Below are 18,471 nucleotides of genomic sequence, written 5' to 3'. Positions count from 1 at the left end.
CGTTTCCGAGGTCATAGACGGCAAGGCCTGATCGATCGAGCGGTCACGGGAGCCGATTTCCGGGGCGCGCGGCCCGTCTGGCAGAATGATCGATCGTCCTCATCGAGGACAGTGCAGCCCGTCTCCGGATACGTTCCGCGCGGCGGTCACACACTCAACGCAAAACCGGGTCCACCCCGTGTGGACTGCTGAATTGCGCCGTGACCACTCAGGCTTTCCCGCGTGGAAGGCCGCCATCGAAAGGCACAGCTAATGGCTGTTCGTATCAAGCTGACCCGCATGGGCAAGATCCGCAACCCGCAGTACCGCATCGTCGTCGCCGATGCCCGTACCCGTCGTGACGGCCGCGCGATCGAGTCCATCGGCATCTACCAGCCGATGGAAGAGCCCTCGCTCATCCAGATCGATTCCGAGCGCGCGCAGTACTGGCTGGGTGTCGGCGCGCAGCCGACCGAGCCCGTGCAGCGTCTGCTGGAGATCACCGGCGACTGGCAGAAGTTCAAGGGCCTGCCGGGCGCCGAGGGCACCCTGAAGGTCAAGGCCCCGAAGACCTCCAAGCTGGACCTGTTCAACGCCGCGCTGGCCGCCGCCGACAGCGAGCCCACCGCCGAGGCCGTCACCCCGAAGAAGAAGGCCGCCAAGAAGGAAGAGGCCGTCGAGGCCGCTGCCGAGACCCCGGCTGCCGAGTAATGACGGCCGTCGTCGCCGATGCCGTCGAACATCTGGTTCGCGGCATCGTCGCCAATCCGGACGATGTCCACGTCGAGCTGATCACCAGCCGTCGTGGCCGGACCGTCGAGGTGCACGTGCACCCCGATGATCTGGGCAAGGTGATCGGTCGCGGTGGTCGTACCGCCACCGCACTGCGCACCCTCGTCGCCGGAATCGGCGGTAAGGGCATTCGCGTCGACGTGGTCGACACGGATCAATAAATGGAACTCGTCGTCGGGCGGGTCGCCAAGTCGCACGGAGTGCGCGGCGAACTCGTCGTAGAGGTCCGCACCGACGAGCCGGATCTGCGTTTCGCGGTCGGCACCACCCTGAAGGGGCGGTTGCCGAAGGCGAAGCAGATCCAGCAGTACGTGGTGGAGTCGGCCCGGGAGCACTCGGGCCGGCTTCTCGTGCGTCTGGACGGGCTCGTCACGCGTGAAGCCGCGGATGCGTTGCGCGGCATGCTTTTTGTGATCGATACCGCCGATCTGCCGCCTTCGGAGGAATCGGATGGGTACTACGATCACGAACTCGAAGGTCTGACAGTGCAACTCGGTGACGGCACCGTCGTGGGCAAGGTCCGCGAAGTGCTGCATTCCGCTGCGGGAGAACTGCTTTCGATCACCGCGGCCGAGGGATTCCCAGGGCCCGCGGGCCGAGAGATCCTGGTGCCCTTCGTGAATGCGATGGTTCCGACCGTTTCGATCGCCGACTCTCTGATCGTCATCGATCCGCCCGAGGGTCTGCTGGACCCGGAGTGAGCGCGATGCGAATCGACGTTGTCACAATTTTCCCCGAATACCTGGAGCCGCTGCGAACGGCCTTGCTGGGCAAGGCAATCGACAAGGGGCTGCTGGAAGTCGGTGTGCACGATCTGCGCGGCTGGACGCATGACGTGCACAAGGCCGTCGACGACACCCCGTACGGCGGCGGGCCCGGCATGGTCATGAAGCCGACCGTATGGGGCGATGCCCTCGACGAGGTGTGCCCGGATGACGCGCTGCTCGTGGTGCCTACGCCCGCGGGCGTGCCGTTCACTCAGCGGACCGCCGAAAGGTGGTCTGCCGAAAAGCATTTGGTGTTCGCCTGCGGTCGCTATGAAGGCATCGATCAACGCGTCTTCGATGATGCTTCCCGGCGCGTGCGCGTCGAAGAGGTCAGTATCGGTGACTACGTGTTGATCGGCGGCGAGGCCGCGGTGCTCGTCATGACAGAGGCCGTGGTGCGGTTGATTCCCGGCGTGCTCGGCAATCAGCAATCGCACGAACAGGATTCGTTCTCGGACGGACTCCTGGAGGGGCCGAGCTACACCCGTCCGGTGTCGTGGCGCGATCTGGATGTTCCGGAGATCCTGCTGTCCGGCAATCACGCCAAGATCGATGCCTGGCGGCGCGAGCAGTCTCTCGAACGCACCCGGGAACGCCGCCCCGATCTGTTGCCTCCGACCGGCGAGTAGCCTTCGCGCCGTTCGCTTTTCCGCGTGCCACGCGGTGTGTCGGAAATTCGTCCGAGTCGGACTTACCGGACGTTCGGTGCGGCCTTCGTTGGCTTTCGGTGCGGCACTGTGCAAGCTTGTCGCCGTTCAACGGTAGTGTCTGCGGGCGTGACGATAGCCTCCGAACCTGTCAACGCAGACACCGTCAGCTCCACCGGAACCGGAACCGTCCGCCTAGCCAGTGTCGGCCGCCGTATCGCCGACGAGCTCGGGGTACGGGAAGAACAGGTGCGTGCCGCCGTCGATCTCCTCGACGCCGGATCCACCGTTCCGTTCGTGGCCCGGTACCGCAAGGAGGTCACCGGCGGCCTGGACGACGCGCAACTGCGCCAGCTCGACGAGCGCCTGCACTACCTGCGCGAACTCGACGACCGGCGGGGCTCGATCATCGAATCCATCCGGGGCCAGGGCAAATTGGATGACGCGCTGCACGCGCAGATCATGCTGGCCGATACCAAGGCCCGCCTGGAAGACATCTATCTGCCGTACAAGCCCAAGCGGCGCACCAAGGCCCAGATCGCCCGCGAAGCCGGCCACGAGCCCGTCGCCGACGCCCTGATCGGCGATCCGACCACCGATCCCGCGCAGTACAACGCCGAACAACTCGACGGCGCGCGGTCGATCCTGGTGGAACGCTTCGCCGAGGACGCCGACCTGGTCGGTGAATTGCGCGAGCTCATGTGGACTCGCGGACAGGTCAGCTCCTCGGTGCGCGCGGGCAAGGAAGAGGCGGGCGCGAAGTTCGCCGACTACTTCGAATTCAGCGAGCCGTTCTCGAAACTGCCCTCGCACCGCATCCTCGCGCTGCTGCGGGGTGAGAAGGAAGAGGTGCTCACCCTGCACCTCGAATCCGACACCGAAGAGCCCGAACCGGGCGAGCGCACCATCTACGAAGGCCGCATCGCCTACAAGTTCGGCATCGCCGAGCAGGGCCGCGCCGCCGACACCTGGCTGCTCGATACCGTGCGCTGGGCGTGGCGCACCAAGCTGCAGGTGAGCATGGGCATCGATATCCGTATGCGCCTGCGCCAGTCCGCCGAACGCGACGCCGTCGACGTATTCGCCATGAACCTGCGCGACCTGCTGCTGGCCGCGCCCGCCGGCACCCGCACCACCATGGGCCTGGACCCGGGCTTCCGCACCGGCGTCAAGGTGGCCGTGGTCGATGCCACCGGTAAGGCCGTCGCCACCGAGGTCATCTACCCGCACACCGGGCAGACCGAGAAGTCGCTCGCCGTGCTGGGCGCACTGGTCGCGCGCTTCAATGTGGAGCTCATCGCCATCGGTAACGGCACCGCCTCCCGTGAGACCGATGCGCTTGCCGCGGAACTCATCTCGCGTATCCCCGAGAACAAGCCCACCAAGATCGTGGTCTCCGAAGCGGGCGCCTCGGTGTACTCCGCTTCGGCGTACGCGTCGGTGGAACTGCCCGATATGGATGTCTCGCTGCGTGGCGCGGTCTCCATCGCCCGCCGTCTGCAGGACCCCCTCGCGGAACTGGTGAAGATCGACCCGAAGTCCATCGGCGTCGGTCAGTACCAGCACGACATCTCCGAGACGCTGCTCGCGCGTTCCCTCGGCGCGGTCGTCGAAGACGCCGTGAACGCGGTCGGCGTGGACGTCAACACCGCCTCGGTCCCACTGCTCTCCCGAGTCTCCGGCATCACCGGTGCGGTCGCGGAAAGCATTGTCGCCCACCGCGATGCCAACGGCCCGTTCCGCAGCCGCACCGCCCTGCTGAGCGTTCCGCGCCTGGGCCCCAAGGCTTTCGAACAGTGCGCGGGCTTCCTCCGCATCCGCAACGGCGACGACCCCCTCGACACCTCCTCGGTCCACCCCGAGGCATACCCGGTGGTCCGCCGCATGCTCGAGGTCAGCGGCCGCGGCATGCACGAACTCATCGGCAACACCACGGCCCTGCGCGCCCTCCGCCCGGCGGACTTCACCGACGACCGCTTCGGTGTCCCCACCGTCACCGACATCATCGCCGAGCTGGAGAAGCCCGGCCGTGACCCCCGCCCCGAATTCAAGACCGCCGAATTCGCCGCGGGCATCGAAAAAGTCGGCGACCTGAAACCCGGCATGGTCCTCGAAGGCGTGGTCACCAATGTCGCGGCCTTCGGCGCCTTCATCGACATCGGCGTCCACCAGGACGGCCTCGTCCACGTCTCCGCCATGTCCCACAACTTCATCAAGGACCCCCGCGAGGTTGTGAAATCCGGCGACGTAGTCAAGGTCAAGGTCATGGAGGTGGACGTCCAACGCCAGCGCATCGGCCTCTCCCTCCGCCTCGACGACGAGCCCGGAGCCCCGAAACCCGAACGCGGCGAAGGCCGCCCACGCGGCAACCAGGGCCAGCGTCCCCAGGGCAACAACCCCCGCCAGGGTGGCAACCCCGGCGGCCAGGGTGGTGGCGCTCGCGGTAACGCCGCCGGCAACCCCCGCGGTGGCCAGGGCGGCGGCGCTCGTGGCGGCCAAGGTGGCAGTCGCCCTCAGGCTGCGCCCAGCGGCTCGATGGCCGAGGCCCTCCGCCGCGCAGGCTTCGGCAAGTAGCCTCGCACCTACCGACCGGCAGAGACGAATCAACTTGGATGTACTCACGCAGGGGGCTACTCGACGTTTGTCTGCGTGAGTACATCCGTGTTGCGTCTCTCCCGGGGAATCGGTCGAATGGGATGGTAGAAGGGATGTACCCGGGGCCTTCGTAGCCGAATACCCTGCGGGAGATCACGTTCCAGCGGGGTTCGGGAGATGGCCACGATTCTTCGGAGTGGGAACCTCGCCTGCCGTACCCGGCTGGGCCTGAGGCTGATTCGTCCGAGTCTGCTACGAAGGCCCCGTGTTGTAGCCGGGGGTTCATAGGAGCGACGATCCCGCAGGGGAGAACGGCCCTGACATGGCCAGCCCCAACCCATGGCTAGGCTCGGCAATGACCTTGTGAGCAAACCCCCGGAGACGAGAGTGGCATGACAGGTGTTCATCGCTGGTGGGAGGACGACGTCATAGACAACGGCCGCCTACCCCTGGCCTGTCTACTCTTCGGATTCATCGTCGGCTTCGTGCTGATTCGGCTCAGTGTGCGGCTCATCCGCAAACAGGTGCGGTGGTGGCCGGGAAATCTCCGAGCCGGGGATGTGCACATTCACCACATGGTTTTCGGGGTGATTCTGGTGCTGGGTTCCGGTGTGGGCCTGGTGACGCTGTACGACAGCAGTGTCGGCGTGGTCGGTTCGGTGTCGGCGGTGTTCGGTGTCGGTGCGGCGCTGGTGTTGGACGAGTTCGCGCTCATCTACTACCTGCGCGACGTGTATTGGGAGGAGCAGGGCCGGACTTCGGTCGACGCGGTGTTCGTCGCGGTGGCGGTGACCGGGTTGCTGTTGCTCGGCTTCCATCCGCTGTGGCTGCTCGATATCAATGATCTGCGCACCGAACCCGGCACCGCCGAGCGCGTGGTGATTGCCGCATTCGCGGTGGTGAATCTGCTGCTGGCCGCGATTGTCATTGCCAAGGGCAAGATTTGGACCGGTTTGTTCGGGATGTTCTTCCCGCCGCTGCTGTTCGTCGGCGCGATGCGGTTGAGTCGACCGGGTGCGCCGTGGGCGCGCTGGCGGTATGGCAATCGCCGTGGGCGTATGCGGCGTGCGATCGTGCGGGAGCGGCGGTATCGGCGGCCGGTGATTCGAGCGAAGATTTTCCTGCAGGATCTGGTGGCCGGTAGCCCGGATGTCGCGCATGTGCGGCGGGCCGCGGAGGAGGAGTTGGTGCGTACGGTGGTTCCGGCTCCGTCTGCGCCGCTACACACGCCACACCTGGTTAGCCGAAAAATTGCCGACTGACGGCCGGCGTGCCAATGTTGCCGAATGAGCTACGTTGTCGGCGATTACCTGCTCGATCGGCTCCACGAACTCGGCGTCACCGAAATATTCGGGGTGCCGGGCGATTTCAATCTGCAGTTCCTAGATCATGTGGTCGGGCATCCGGGGATGCGGTGGATCGGCAGCGCCAATGAGCTCAATGCCGGGTACTCGGCGGACGGGTACGCACGGCTACGGGGGATAGGCGCGGTCGTCACCACATACGGCGTGGGCGAGCTCAGTGCGGTCAATGCGATCGCGGGCAGCTATGCCGAATACGTCCCGGTCGTGCATATTGTCGGCGTTCCGGCCAAGGATATTCAGGCCAATCACCGGATCATCCATCACACGCTCGGGGACGGGGATTTCCATCACTTCCGCCGGATCGCGGCCGAAGTCACCTGTGCCCAAGCCGATCTCGGTGCGGCCGATGCCTGCCAGGAGATCGACCGGGTACTGAATTCGGTACTGGTGCACCGCCGTCCGGGCTATCTCATGCTCGCCACCGATACCGCGCGCATGGAGGTGCGCCCGCCGAGCGCACCGCTCGCACCGCCCGCCGATTTCAGCAGTGCCGGCGCGCGAACAGTTTTCGCGCGGGCCGCCCGCGAATTCCTCGCCGGTCGCCGGGTGACCGTGCTGGCCGATGTCTTCGTCAATCGCATCGGCGCCACCGATGAACTGCGCGGCCTGCTCGCCTCGGGTGACCTGCCGTACGCGACCCTGGCCTGGGGCAAAACCCTTGTCGATGAATCGACCCCGAACTTTCTGGGCGTCTACACCGGCGCAGCCTCACCGGAAACCGTGCGTGCCGCGGTCGAGGATGCCGAGCGCCTGGTGACCGTCGGTGTGCAGTACACCGACAGCATCACCGCCGGATTCAGTCACCGCATCGATCCGCGCCGCACCATCGATATCGGTCCGGAGCGCACGGTCATCGGAGGTGTGGACGCGTATGCCCCGCTGTCGCTGACGGCCGCACTGGAGATTCTCACCGACCTCACGGACGAATTCGCCGCCCCGGACAAGACCACTCCGACCGCCGATGTCATTCCGATGGTCACCGATCCCAATGAAACCCCGCTCACCCAGGCGACGCTCTGGCCGCTCGTCGCTGGAGCCCTCGACAACAACAATGTTGTTGTCGCGGACCAGGGTTCGGCCTTCTTCGGCCTGGCGACCCTGCGCATGCCGACCGGTATCACCTTCATGGGTCAGCCGCTCTGGGGTTCCATCGGTTATGCCCTCCCGGCCGCGCTGGGTGCGGGCCTGGCCTGCCCCGATCGCCGCGCTGTCCTGGTGATCGGCGACGGCGCGGCCCAGCTCTCCATCCAGGAGTTGGGTGTGTGGATTCGGGAGCGGCTGACCGGCGTCATAGTTCTGGTCGACAACGACGGCTATGCCATCGAACGCGCCATCCACGGACCGACCGCCCCGTACAACGACATCGCGCCCTGGCGCTGGTCCGAACTCCCGCACGCCTTCGGCGGTGACGAGGATTCCGTCCTCACCCTGCGCGCGACCACCGTCGGCGAATTACGCGAATGCCTGGAGGTTGCCGCCGCCGCCCAAGACTGCCTGGTCTTCCTGCAGGTGGTCACCGGACGGACCGATTACCCGCCCCTGGTCTCCGATATTGCGTCGGCCATCACCCGCGCGAACACCCGCACCTAGCCGTTCCGTACCCTGACCGGGAGGTTCGACGGCCCACCCGCCACGAACCACCGGCCGGGAGTGCACCCCCGATTACCGGGCGGGCTGTTTCATCTGGCACAATGCTCAGGTTGCCTTGGGCGTTCGTATGCCCTGGCACCGCCCAATTATCCGGAGCACGAACCGGTAGAGCATCTCCCGTCAGGGAGGTAGCCACCAGGTTCCTCTGTTCGCGCGAATCCAATAAGGACGGAAATGAACACCCTCGACTTCGTCGACGAAAAGTCGCTGCGTAGCGACATCCCGGCTTTCCGCCCGGGTGACACGGTCAACGTGCACGTGAAGGTTATCGAAGGCAACAAAGAGCGCGTCCAGGTCTTCAAGGGCGTCGTGATCCGCCGTCAGAACGGTGGCATCCGCGAGACCTTCACCGTGCGCAAGGTGTCGTTCGGTGTCGGCGTGGAGCGCACCTTCCCGGTGCACTCGCCGAACATCGACCACCTCGAGGTCGTCACCCGTGGTGACGTCCGCCGCGCCAAGCTGTACTACCTGCGCGATCTCCGTGGCAAGGCCGCGAAGATCAAGGAAAAGCGCTGAGCTAGCTTTTCACTCCGAACGCCGAGTAGCCCGGCACCGCATGGTTCTTCGCGGTGCCGGGCTACTCTGTTCCGGTGGCAGACGAGAGCGAGTCGGTGACGGTGTCCGGTGCGGACGACGAGGGTCGGGCAGCGGATGCGCCGACCAGCAAGCCGAAGAAGAAGCAGCGGCCGTTCTGGCAGGAACTGCCGATGCTCATCGGCATTGCCGCGGTCATCACCGCACTGGTCGTGACATTCATCGGACGGCCGTACGTGATTCCGTCGCAGTCGATGGAGCCCACCCTGCACGGGTGCGCGGGCTGTACCGGCGACCGCATCTATGTGCAGAAGCTGAGCTACTACTTCGGTGATCCCAAGCCGGGCGATGTGGTGGTGTTCGTCGGCCCGACCGACGACTGGAACAAGCACTACTCGTCCATCCGCTCGCGGAATACCGTGGCGCGTGGCGTGCAGAACTTCCTCTCGTTCTTCGGCCTGGTGCCGCCGGATGAGAACGACCTGGTCAAACGGGTGATCGCGACCGGCGGGCAGACCGTGCAGTGCTGTGACGCGCAGGGCCGCATCCTGGTCGACGGCAAGCCTTTGGACGAGCCGTACGTGAAGTTCAACAATCCGTTCGATCCGGCGCACCCGGATGTCCCGTTCAACGCCGGCGGTCGCGCGTTCGGGCCGATCAAGGTGCCGAACGGCAATCTCTGGGTGATGGGCGACAATCGCGCCGAATCCGCCGACTCCCGCTACCACATGCGTGACGAACTGCAGGGCACGGTTCCGGTCGACGATGTGCGCGGCAAGGCGGTCTACAAGATCTGGCCACTGGGCCGGATCGGATTCGTGAAGTCGCAAGACCCCCAGTCCAACTGAGTACAGCGGGATAATCGACCGGTGGGGAAGATGGCGAACGGGTCCACACGTGGTGCGAAGCCACGGGGCAAGGTGATTCAGCCGATCGAACGCGGTGACTGGCCGCCACGCGTGGTCATGCGCCGCGCGGGCGGGCTACGCACGCTCGAAGCGGCGCTGATTCGCAGCGGGCTCGGTCCGGTCGCCGGGGTCGACGAGGCGGGCCGCGGTCCGTCGGCGGGGCCGCTGGTGGTGGCGGCCTGCCTGCTCGCGCCCAAGGCGTACACCTCGCTGGCCGGACTCGATGATTCCAAGCGGCTCACCGAGGCCGCGCGGGAGGAGCTTTTCCCGATCATCAAACGGGTCGCACTGGCCTGGAAGGTGGTTGTGATCCCGGCCTGGGAGATCGACGCCATCGGTATTCACGTCGCCAATATCGAAGGAATGCGGCGTGCGGTGGCGGGCCTGGACCCCGCGCCCGGGTACGTTCTCACCGATGGGTTCCGGGTGCCGGGCATTCCGGTGCCGTCACTGCCGGTGATCGGTGGTGACGCGTCGGCGGCCTGCATCGCCGCGGCGAGTGTGCTCGCCAAGGTCACCCGGGACCGGATGATGGTGCAGCTCGACGAGCAATTCCCCGGTTATGGATTCGCCGGTCACAAGGGCTACAACACGCCCGAACACACCGAGGCCCTACAGCGGTTGGGCATCACCCCGGAGCACCGTCGGTCCTGGCGCAATGTGCGCGAGACCGGCCGGGTGGCTACCGATACCGCGTATGCGGGATGATGTCTCTACACCCAGTTGGGCGACAAGGAGGACGTTCCACCCGATGAGCGCCGAGGATCTCGAGAAGTACGAAACCGAGATGGAACTCTCGCTATATCGCGAGTACAAGGACATCGTCGGCCAGTTCTCATATGTGGTGGAGACCGAGCGCCGCTTCTACCTGGCCAATACGGTTGAACTGCGGCCGCAGAACGCCGATGGAGAGGTGTACTTCGAGGTGCGCATGTCCGATGCGTGGGTCTGGGATATGTACCGGCCCGCTCGCTTCGTGAAGCATGTTCGCGTCATCACCTTCAAGGATGTCAATATCGAAGAGTTGGAGAAGCCTGACCTGCGGCTTCCGGAGTAATCCACAGCTTTTCGCTATCCACAGGCAACCTGTTTCCGCAGGTCGGCATGGCCGGGTCCGTCACGGGCCCGGCCATGCTGGCTGAATGGGAGACAATCTCGCGCTCGGAGCGCATGGGGAGGAGCTGGCGGCGCGGTATCTGAGCGCCGCCGGGATGCAGATCGTTGCCCGCAATTGGCGATGCCGGTACGGGGAACTGGATCTGATCGGGCGGGACGGTGACGGGGTCACCGCCTTCGTCGAGGTGAAGACGCGGCGCGGGCTCGGGCTCGGGCCGCCCGCCGAGGCGGTCACGTTCTTGAAGCAGCAGCGGATACGGCGGCTGGCTCTACTGTGGCTGCACGAACAGCAGGGGCCGTGGCTGCGGGTCCGGTTCGACGTGGTGTCGGTGCTCATGCGGCCGGGTACCGAGCCGGTGCTCGAACACCTCAAGGGGGTGTTCTGAAATGCCTTTGGGGAGAGCGTTTTCCGTGGCCGTCGCCGGGGTGGACGGGCAGCTGGTGGAGATCGAGGCCGATATCGGGCAGGGGCTGCCGTCGGTGCACCTGGTGGGGCGGCCCGATACGACACTGCAGGAGTCCCGCGATCGGGTGCGGGCGGCGGTCAGCAATACCGGGGAGAAGTGGCCGGACGGGCGGGTGATCCTCGCACTGTCCCCGGCGACCTTGCCCAAGGTCGGCAGTGTCTACGACCTCGCTTTGGCCGCAGCGGTATTGGATGCCGCGGGCTCGATTCCCTCGCAGCGACTCTCCGATACGGTGCTGCTGGGTGAGCTGGCGCTCGACGGCCGGGTCCGCCGGGTGCGCGGCATCCTGCCCGCGGTGCTCGCCGCGCGTACGGCCGGTCGCGGCACCGTCGTGGTGCCCACCGCCGCACTGCCGGAGGCCGGGCTCGTGGACGGTATCCGCGTGCTCGGCGCATCAAGTCTGGGCGAATTGGTGGATTGGCTGCGCGGTGGTGCCGAACTCGCCGTGCCCGCCCCGTCCTCGCCACCGCTCGTCCCGCCGATCGGTGATCTGCGCGAGGTCGTCGGCCAGGACGAAGCCCGCTGGGCACTGGAGGTGGCGGCCGCCGGTGGGCATCACCTGCTGCTGACCGGCCCGCCGGGTATCGGCAAAACGATGTTGGCCCAACGTCTTCCGAGCCTGCTGCCGCCGCTGCGCGAACGTGATTCCCTGGAGGTGACGGCCATCCATTCGGTGGCCGGCATTCTCTCCGACGATCACCCGTTGATCTTCTCGCCACCCTTCGTCGCGCCGCACCACTCGTCCTCGGTGGCGGCGATGATCGGCGGCGGCTCCGGTTCGGCTCGTCCCGGCGCGGCGAGCTGCGCCCATCGTGGCGTCCTCTTCCTCGACGAATGTGCCGAGATCGGAACGAAAGTCCTCGAAGCCCTGCGAACTCCCTTGGAGGAGGGCGAAGTTCGTATTGCCCGCCGCGACGGTGTAGCCCGCTATCCGGCACGGTTTCAATTGGTATTGGCGGCCAACCCGTGTCCATGCGCCCCCGCCCGCGATATCGACTGTATCTGCGCCCCTTTGGCCCGCCGCCGCTACCTCGGCAAACTCTCCGGCCCCCTACTCGACCGCATCGACCTCGCCGTCCAAATGCACGCCCAATCCGCGGGCGCCTTCAGCGGTGAGGAAGTCGAGAGCAGCGAGGTGGTCCGAGCACGAGTCGCCGTCGCCCGCGATGCGGCCGCCGAACGCTGGTCCACCCTGGGCCTGTCCACGAATGTCGAAGTCCCAGGCCATGTCCTGCGCCAAAAATTCCGCCTCCCCCGAGAGGCCCTGGCCCCCGTGGAGACCGCCCTCAGCCACGGCCGCATGTCCGCCCGAGGCGCCGACAGAGCCATCAGAGTCGCCTGGACGGTCTGCGATCTCCGCGGCGGCGCCATCCCAACCGCCCAGGACGTCCTGCAAGCCTTGAACTTCCGCCAGCGAGGTGCCGCATGACCACCCACGACTCTTACAACGAATCCGATGGGGTGGCTGTCGATGGGCACCCTGATGACACGGCGATCGATACCGGCCGGCTTGTTCGTGGAGATTCTGATGCGCGGAGATTGGCCTGGGTGTATCTGTCGCGGGTTGTCGAAGGGCCTTGTGCGGCACTGTCTTCGCTGATCGAGTCGGTGGGGGTGGTGGAGGCGGCACGCGCGGTGCGGGAATGCGCGTTGCCCGATGTGCTTCGGGGTCCGACGGAGCTCCGGCGTGGAATCGACCAGGCCGCAGAGGATTTGGCGTTGATGGAGCGGCTCGGTGGGCGGGTGGTTACACCGGATGATGCGGAGTGGCCTGCTTGGCGGATGTTGGGCTTGCGACAGTTGGATCCCGAGCAGGACGAAGCGGCCGCGGTGCCGTTGGTGTTGTGGGTGCGGGGACCACGGTCATTGTCGGACTCCACCGAGCGAGCCGTGGCCGTGGTGGGGGCTCGGTGCAGTACCGGGTACGGAAATCACGCCACGGGGGAGATAGCGGGAGAACTCGCGGCCCGGGGATGGACCGTGGTGTCGGGGGCGGCATTCGGGATCGATGGGATGGCGCACCGGGCGGCGCTGGCGGTCGGCGGGTCCACGATCGCGGTGCTCGGCTGCGGTGTCGACCGGCCGTATCCGGTGCAGCACGACCATCTGCTGGCCGAGATCGCCGCGAGCGGACTGGTTGTCAGCGAGTACCCGCCCGGTACATCGGCCCGTAAGCACCACTTCCTGGCGCGGAATCGGCTCATCGCGGCGCTGGCGGACACCGTCGTGGTCGTGGAAGCCGGTGCGCGCAGCGGCGCGCGCAATACCGTGAAATGGACTCGCCGCCTTGGGCGTCCTGCACTGGCGGTCCCGGGTCCGATCACCTCGGCAGCCTCGGTCGGCTGCCATCGGATGATTCGCGAGGGCGAGGCATTCCTGGTCACCAGTGCCGCCGACATCCTCGATGAGGCCGGGCCGCTGCGCCTTTCGCTCCCGGCCACCGTGCCGTCGTCACCGGAGGAGAATCTCTCCGACGACGAAGCTCTCGTTTACGCCGCACTGCCCGGCGTCGGCTCACGACTGGTGAGATCGCTCATGGTGGAGACCGGACTCGCGCTCCCCATGGTGCGCGCGACCTTGTCCGCCCTGGAGATCGTCGGTCTGGTCGCCTGCGACGAATCCGGTTGGTATCGCCTTGCCCGCTCCACGCCCGTCGGTGCGGAAGCCATTGTGGCCGAACATGATCGGCATCGGTGAGGCGCCGCATGATTCAGCCGAAGCCCTCTTCGGCGCCTCCACCTCGGCGAGGGACCGGAGCCGACCGGTTTGATCTGGAAACCGAAGTAGATGCCGGTTATGTGGAACCACATAGCGGATTCGGTGTGTTCGGTCAGCGGGTCCGGTCGCGGCGCGGTGGCTTGCGTTGCGGGGTGGGGGAGGTGAACGTGGGGGGATGAGTGGACTGCCCGAGGATCTGGAGGCCCTGCTGACCGAGTATGGGAGGCATTTGCGGCTGGGGCGGAATCGGTCGGAGCATACGGTGCGGGCTTATGTGGGTGATGCGCGGTCGCTGCTGGAGCATTTGGTGGGGCGGTCGGCGGATTCCGGTGTGGGGGAGGTGGATTTGGCATTGTTGCGGTCGTGGCTGGCGGTGCAGGCGGCGGGTGGGGCGGCTCGGACCACTATGGCGCGGCGGACCTCTTCGGCGCGTACGTTCACGGCCTGGCTGACACATACGGGCCGGTTGGGTGTGGATCCGGGGCCTCGGCTCGGGTCACCCAAGGCGCACCGGGTGCTGCCGGCGGTGTTGGGGCGTGAGCAGGCGCGAGCGGCCATGGATGCGGTCGAATCCGGTGCGGCGCAGCATGATCCGATGGCATTGCGAGATCGCCTGATTGTGGAGATGTTGTACGCCACCGGAATTCGGGTAAGCGAATTGTGCGGTCTCGATATCGAGGATGTGGATCGGGAGCGCCGTTTGGTGCGGGTACTGGGAAAGGGGAACAAGGAGCGCGCGGTGCCCTTCGGCGGGCCTGCCGATCAGTCCTTGGACGCCTGGTTGCGGTATGGCAGAGCGGCATTGGCGATTCCGGATTCCGGGCGGGCGCTGCTGCTCGGCCGACGCGGCCGGCGACTGGATCCGCGTCAGGCCAGAACCGTTGTGCACGAGGTGATTTCCGCGATCCCGGGGGCCCCGGATATGGGCCCGCACGGGTTCCGGCACACCGCCGCGACCCATCTGCTGGAGGGTGGGGCAGACCTGCGGGTGGTCCAGGAGATCCTCGGTCACGCGAGCCTGGCCACCACCCAGCTCTACACCCATGTCTCCATCGACCGCCTCAAGAAGGTCCACGATCAGGCCCATCCCCGAGCCTGATCGTCCGAATGCGGCGATGGCCCGCCCGCCGTGTGGCGGAACGGGCCGTAGCGCAACCGAAGTCGGCGATTATTCGCCTTCGGGGGCGTTGATGCGATCCATGAAGCCGATACCGATCGCGATCATCGCGGGCACACCGGTAACCACCAGTCCGGCCGCCGCACCAAGCGCAATGCCGACGGCAGCGCCGCCGAGGCAGCCGGCCACACCGGTCGCGCCGCCCACATCCAGGACCGGGATGCCGAGGATCAGCCCGCCGATGCCGCCGATCGCGCAGCCCAACGCGCCACCGACAACGGTGCCGAGCATGGTGCCGATGGAGGTGACGAGGCCCAGTTGGGTAGCGGCGGCGCCGACAGCGGCGTCGAAGGTCTCGACACTCGCCACCGGTCGCACCAGGTCGACATGATGCGCTGACGCGACATCCTTGCGGGGGGTGAGGGTCGCGCGCAGACCGTCGACGGCGGCGTCGATCGGATACTCGAGATCGTTCAGGCTGTACGCGAGCGGCAAGCCCACCACCACGGCGCCTTGCGCGTCGCGTACCTGCAGCTGACCGTTGTCGGTGGTCAGCGAGCCGCTGTCGGTGTCGACAATGACCGAATCGCCCTCGATTCGGGTCTTCCAGCCGATGCCGGGCAGTGCCTGGTTGGCGCCCTGATCGATCCCGCCGATGAGCGAGGGCATGACCGGTGTGGGATCCGCGTACGCCGTCCCTGCGCTGACGCCGACGGCGGCAATGAGTAGAGCAGAGGTTGCGACAGCTTTGCTGAACTTCATGATTTTGCTTTCTGGCATGGGCGTGAGCCCTGGGGATGGTGTGGTCGCGCGGTGCGTGGATCGCGCCGAGCGGTGACCTGATCGGCTGTCGTGGAATGTGAACGGCCGGACTCGTCGAGTATCTGCATTGAGTGTGATCCAGGCCATGGAAATGTTGTCGAAATCGTTATGCTTGATTTGTGGATCAACACAAATCCCCAGGCTGTAGGCTCGATCGTGATGACCGCTCGATCAGCTGTACCGCCTCGGCAGACCATTTCAGGCCTGGTGGTGGCGGGCGTGTTGAGTCGAACCGAGGCGCTCACCGAGCGCATTGTCACCCGTTCCCAAGCCACTGTTCCCGCTTATGCGGCAATCTCGGCGGGCATGCTCACCCAATCGGTTTCAACCCTGCTCGACCGCATACTGGGCGCGTTGCGGGATGGTCGCTCGCTCTCGGCGGAGGATGTGCGCGCCCTGCGTGATTTCGGCGAAGTCCGTGCGCGGCAGGGTATTTCGCTGGCTGCCATTCAAGTCGGTTGGTGGATCGCGGTGCGGGAGATCTTCGCCGAACTCACCTACGTCGTCCACACGGATGGGGTGCCGGACAGTGTGCTGACCGAATTGACCCGCGGTCTGCTCGATATCGTGGATCAGGCCACGGTCGCGTACACCGTCGGCCACCGCGATGTCGAGATCGAGTTGGTCCGCCACGATCAGGAGGTGCGGTCCGAATTCACCCGTGCCGTCCTGCTTGGCGGTCTGAGTCCGGGCGAATTGACGGTTCGCGCCCAGCAATTCGGGCTTGATCCGAATCGCTCGTATCGAGCATTCCGAATGCGCGGATCGGAGATCGTGGTGAACCCGCGCCGCGCCGCATCAGAGCTGATACGTGCCGCGCAGGGCTATACCACCGGTATCGACGGCGATATCGCCGGATTTGTCGAAGAATTCAAGGTGCTCGACGGGTCCGAGTCGGTCGGTGTCGGACCCTTGACCGGTTTGAGCGAACTGGATCGCTCTTTCCGGCTGGCCGGTCGCATACTGGCCACGGCGCAGTTGTACGGCATAACCGGGCCGGTGGACCTGGACCGACTGGGCTTGCGGATAGCCATCGCGGCCGATCCGGATCTCGGTATCGAACTCGGTCGGCGCTATCTCGATCCGGTCGGCGTGGGTGAGCAGGCCCGTATTTTCATCGAAACCGTCGAAGTCTATCTCGACGCGGGCCGTCGAGTGGATCTCACCGCGGCGCGACTTATAGTCCATCCCAACACCATTCGATATCGGCTCACCCGTTTCGAGGAGCTCACCGGCGCCGATCTGCGTGCCGCGCACACCGTTCTGCTGGTGTGGTGGGCGATCCAATACCGGCGGGCGCGCGGTTGAATCGGCGACCTGGAACGGACCGTATGCACTGCAGCCCAGCGTCTTTCGAGTGCCTTCCGGGCGCGGAGGAGTCGCCGGTGATCTTGCATGTTCCGCATTCGGCACGGCGTATCCCGGCGGCGGTCCGCGCCGATATCGTGCTCGATGAGCAGGCGCTGAACGGCGAACTCGATCACATCACCGATGCGCACACCGCTCGTCTCGCTTCCGCCGCCACCGAGTTGGCGTCGGTGCGGCCCTGGCAGTTCGTCAACCGGCTCTCGCGCTTGGTGATCGACCCGGAACGGTTTCCGGATGAGCGCGAGGAGATGCTCGCGGTCGGCATGGGCGCGGTGTACACGCGGACAACACAGCGGAACATGTTGCGGGCAGCGGATTTCGACCCGACGGCGCTTCTCGATCGATATTTCCATCCGTACGCGCAGGCCATGACCGAGACGGTCTCCGCCCGGCTGCGGGCAGCGGGTCGGGCCGTCATCATCGATGTGCACTCCTATCCCACCGAGCGCCTGCCTTACGAATTGCACACCGACGGTGACCGCCCGTCGATCTGCCTGGGCGTGGACGACTTTCACACCCCGCCCGAGCTGACAGCCCGCGCCGCGGAAGCATTCGCCGAGTTCGGCGGTGTAGCCATCAACAGCCCGTTCGCGGGAACCTATGTGCCGCTGGACTTCTACGGCATAAATCCGCGAGTCACCGCGTTGATGGTGGAGATTCGGCGCGATACCTATATGGCCGAGCCCGGTGGTCCGCCGGGGCCGGGTTTGGAGCGACTGGCTGTAGCGCTAGCGGCGCTGGTCGACGGGTTGACGTAATCGACGACATATCGGAGCTCTATCGACGAACTGTCGACATGCATGCTACGTTCAGTTAGGTAATCCTAATAATGGAGGTGGCTCCTTGGCTCGCACCCGTACAACCTTCGTCGTTCAGAACACCATCCGCCTGACCGATCACCTGATTCGCGTGCACCTGGGTGGTCCCGGCTTCGCCGAGTTCCAGCCCAACGGTTTCACCGACGCCTACGTCAAACTGGCCTTTCCGAGCGCCGACGGCGACACCATGCGCACCTACACCGTGCGCTCGGTGGATCCGGCCGCGCAGGAGATCGCGATCGACTTCGTCTACCACGGTGATGAGGGTGTCGCCGGCCCCTGGGCGGCCGCCGCCGAACCGGGCGACACCATCGACCTGCTCGGCCCCGGCGGCGCATACGCTCCGCGCGCGGACGCCGACTGGCATCTACTCGCCGGTGACGACTCCGCCCTGCCCGCCATCGCCGCCGCCTGTGCCGCGCTCCCCGGTGACGCTGTCGGCCGGGTCTTCGTCGAAATCGGCGGTTCCGCAGACGAACTCGCGTTCGTGCACCCCGAGGGCGTGGAGCTCACCTGGGTACACCGTGGCGATGCCGACCCCGGCGTGCGCCTGGCCGCCGCGGTCCGCGCCGAAACCTGGCTCGACGGCCGGGCCCACGTCTTCATTCACGGCGAAGCGCAGGCGGTCATGCACGACCTGCGCCCCTACATCCGCAAGGAGCGCGGCGTCCCGGCCGAATGGGCATCCATCTCCGGCTACTGGCGTCGCGGCCGCACCGAGGAGGGCTTCCGCCGCTGGAAGTCCGAGCTCGCCGAGAGCGAAAAGGGCACGCCCGCAGGGGTTTGATCGAATGTGTTCGACGCCGACG

At 66.1% G+C, this 18,471-nt stretch carries 19 protein-coding genes; 18 read left to right on the top strand and 1 reads right to left on the bottom strand.

Translation table 11 applies throughout. The features are described from left to right. Positions 1-252: 252 nt before the first annotated feature. The 15 genes from rpsP (at position 253) to GFY24_RS26570 (ending at position 14,636) form a co-directional block, all read left to right on the top strand. Positions 253-690 carry a 30S ribosomal protein S16 gene (rpsP, locus tag GFY24_RS26640; protein ID WP_153807842.1) on the top strand — a complete coding sequence of 146 codons (438 nt, stop codon included), beginning with the start codon at positions 253-255 and terminating at the stop codon, positions 688-690. Then, positions 690-932, top strand: a complete 243-nt coding sequence (locus GFY24_RS26635) for an RNA-binding protein (protein WP_067574801.1) — start codon at positions 690-692, stop codon at positions 930-932. Before rpsP ends, GFY24_RS26635 begins: the two co-directional genes overlap by 1 nt. Then, positions 933-1,472, top strand: a complete 540-nt coding sequence (gene rimM / locus GFY24_RS26630) for a ribosome maturation factor RimM (protein ID WP_153807841.1) — start codon at positions 933-935, stop codon at positions 1,470-1,472. Positions 1,473-1,477: 5 nt separating this feature from the next. Further along, positions 1,478-2,167, top strand: coding sequence for a tRNA (guanosine(37)-N1)-methyltransferase TrmD (gene trmD / locus GFY24_RS26625; protein ID WP_153807840.1), 690 nt, complete (start codon positions 1,478-1,480; stop codon positions 2,165-2,167). Between the two features lie 153 nt (positions 2,168-2,320). After that, positions 2,321-4,759 carry a Tex family protein gene (locus GFY24_RS26620; RefSeq protein WP_375336105.1) on the top strand — a complete coding sequence of 813 codons (2,439 nt, stop codon included), beginning with the start codon at positions 2,321-2,323 and terminating at the stop codon, positions 4,757-4,759. 413 nt (positions 4,760-5,172) lie between these two features. Then, entirely contained in the window at positions 5,173-6,042 is an 870-nt protein-coding gene (locus GFY24_RS26615; RefSeq protein ID WP_153807839.1) for a hypothetical protein, read from the top strand. A 24-nt stretch (positions 6,043-6,066) separates the two neighbouring features. Continuing rightward, entirely contained in the window at positions 6,067-7,734 is a 1,668-nt protein-coding gene (locus GFY24_RS26610) for an alpha-keto acid decarboxylase family protein (protein WP_153807838.1), read from the top strand. Positions 7,735-7,968: 234 nt separating this feature from the next. After that, positions 7,969-8,310, top strand: a complete 342-nt coding sequence (gene rplS, locus GFY24_RS26605; protein ID WP_153807837.1) for a 50S ribosomal protein L19 — start codon at positions 7,969-7,971, stop codon at positions 8,308-8,310. A 74-nt stretch (positions 8,311-8,384) separates the two neighbouring features. Then, a complete protein-coding gene (gene lepB, locus GFY24_RS26600; RefSeq protein WP_375336103.1) occupies positions 8,385-9,176 on the top strand; it encodes a signal peptidase I in 792 nt (263 codons plus the stop codon). 30 nt (positions 9,177-9,206) lie between these two features. Further along, on the top strand, positions 9,207-9,944 hold the full coding sequence (locus GFY24_RS26595) for a ribonuclease HII (protein WP_153807836.1): 738 nt from the start codon (positions 9,207-9,209) through the stop codon (positions 9,942-9,944). 43 nt (positions 9,945-9,987) lie between these two features. Further along, on the top strand, positions 9,988-10,293 hold the full coding sequence (locus GFY24_RS26590) for a DUF2469 domain-containing protein (protein ID WP_067514125.1): 306 nt from the start codon (positions 9,988-9,990) through the stop codon (positions 10,291-10,293). Positions 10,294-10,378: 85 nt separating this feature from the next. Then, positions 10,379-10,738: a YraN family protein gene (locus GFY24_RS26585; protein WP_153807835.1), complete on the top strand. Its 360-nt coding sequence runs from the start codon at positions 10,379-10,381 to the stop codon at positions 10,736-10,738. A 1-nt stretch (position 10,739) separates the two neighbouring features. Continuing rightward, the gene (locus tag GFY24_RS26580) at positions 10,740-12,248 is read left to right on the top strand and encodes a YifB family Mg chelatase-like AAA ATPase (protein WP_153807834.1); all 1,509 of its coding nucleotides are present in this window, start codon (positions 10,740-10,742) and stop codon (positions 12,246-12,248) included. Then, complete coding sequence (dprA, locus tag GFY24_RS26575; RefSeq protein ID WP_153807833.1) at positions 12,245-13,516, top strand: DNA-processing protein DprA; 1,272 nt, start codon at positions 12,245-12,247, stop codon at positions 13,514-13,516. The genes GFY24_RS26580 and dprA overlap by 4 nt, the downstream gene beginning before the upstream one ends. 196 nt (positions 13,517-13,712) lie before the next feature. Continuing rightward, on the top strand, positions 13,713-14,636 hold the full coding sequence (locus tag GFY24_RS26570; protein WP_153807832.1) for a tyrosine recombinase XerC: 924 nt from the start codon (positions 13,713-13,715) through the stop codon (positions 14,634-14,636). 69 nt (positions 14,637-14,705) lie between these two features. On the opposite strand, the gene GFY24_RS26565 is transcribed toward GFY24_RS26570, so the two are convergent. Beyond that, positions 14,706-15,416, bottom strand: coding sequence for a hypothetical protein (locus GFY24_RS26565; RefSeq protein WP_153807831.1), 711 nt, complete (start codon positions 15,414-15,416; stop codon positions 14,706-14,708). 279 nt (positions 15,417-15,695) lie between these two features. Between GFY24_RS26565 and GFY24_RS26560 the strand changes: the two genes are divergently transcribed. From GFY24_RS26560 to GFY24_RS26550, 3 genes are all read left to right on the top strand, one after another. Next, positions 15,696-16,784, top strand: coding sequence for a CdaR family transcriptional regulator (locus tag GFY24_RS26560; RefSeq protein ID WP_194853032.1), 1,089 nt, complete (start codon positions 15,696-15,698; stop codon positions 16,782-16,784). A 77-nt stretch (positions 16,785-16,861) separates the two neighbouring features. Next, positions 16,862-17,602 (top strand): N-formylglutamate amidohydrolase, encoded by a 741-nt coding sequence (locus GFY24_RS26555; protein ID WP_309231358.1) that lies wholly within the window; start codon positions 16,862-16,864, stop codon positions 17,600-17,602. An 85-nt stretch (positions 17,603-17,687) separates the two neighbouring features. Beyond that, a complete protein-coding gene (locus GFY24_RS26550; RefSeq protein WP_153807828.1) occupies positions 17,688-18,449 on the top strand; it encodes a siderophore-interacting protein in 762 nt (253 codons plus the stop codon). Positions 18,450-18,471 lie beyond the last annotated feature (22 nt).

The sequence above is a fragment of the Nocardia sp. SYP-A9097 genome (assembly GCF_009649815.1).
Taxonomy (GTDB): domain Bacteria; phylum Actinomycetota; class Actinomycetes; order Mycobacteriales; family Mycobacteriaceae; genus Nocardia.
This window is presented reverse-complemented; position numbering and strand designations above follow the sequence as displayed.

Excerpts from the sequence above, each read along its gene's own strand:
- trmD (WP_153807840.1), top strand. The coding sequence starts at position 1,478 with ATGCGAATCGACGTTGTCACAATTTTCCCCGAATACCTGGAGCCGCTG.
- GFY24_RS26610 (WP_153807838.1), top strand. The coding sequence starts at position 6,067 with ATGAGCTACGTTGTCGGCGATTACCTGCTCGATCGGCTCCACGAACTC.
- rpsP (WP_153807842.1), top strand. The coding sequence starts at position 253 with ATGGCTGTTCGTATCAAGCTGACCCGCATGGGCAAGATCCGCAACCCG.
- dprA (WP_153807833.1), top strand. The coding sequence starts at position 12,245 with ATGACCACCCACGACTCTTACAACGAATCCGATGGGGTGGCTGTCGAT.
- rimM (WP_153807841.1), top strand. The coding sequence starts at position 933 with ATGGAACTCGTCGTCGGGCGGGTCGCCAAGTCGCACGGAGTGCGCGGC.
- GFY24_RS26570 (WP_153807832.1), top strand. The coding sequence starts at position 13,713 with ATGAGTGGACTGCCCGAGGATCTGGAGGCCCTGCTGACCGAGTATGGG.
- GFY24_RS26580 (WP_153807834.1), top strand. The coding sequence starts at position 10,740 with ATGCCTTTGGGGAGAGCGTTTTCCGTGGCCGTCGCCGGGGTGGACGGG.
- GFY24_RS26615 (WP_153807839.1), top strand. The coding sequence starts at position 5,173 with ATGACAGGTGTTCATCGCTGGTGGGAGGACGACGTCATAGACAACGGC.
- GFY24_RS26590 (WP_067514125.1), top strand. The coding sequence starts at position 9,988 with ATGAGCGCCGAGGATCTCGAGAAGTACGAAACCGAGATGGAACTCTCG.
- rplS (WP_153807837.1), top strand. The coding sequence starts at position 7,969 with ATGAACACCCTCGACTTCGTCGACGAAAAGTCGCTGCGTAGCGACATC.
- GFY24_RS26565 (WP_153807831.1), bottom strand. The coding sequence starts at position 15,416 with ATGAAGTTCAGCAAAGCTGTCGCAACCTCTGCTCTACTCATTGCCGCC.
- GFY24_RS26635 (WP_067574801.1), top strand. The coding sequence starts at position 690 with ATGACGGCCGTCGTCGCCGATGCCGTCGAACATCTGGTTCGCGGCATC.
- GFY24_RS26585 (WP_153807835.1), top strand. The coding sequence starts at position 10,379 with ATGGGAGACAATCTCGCGCTCGGAGCGCATGGGGAGGAGCTGGCGGCG.
- GFY24_RS26595 (WP_153807836.1), top strand. The coding sequence starts at position 9,207 with ATGGCGAACGGGTCCACACGTGGTGCGAAGCCACGGGGCAAGGTGATT.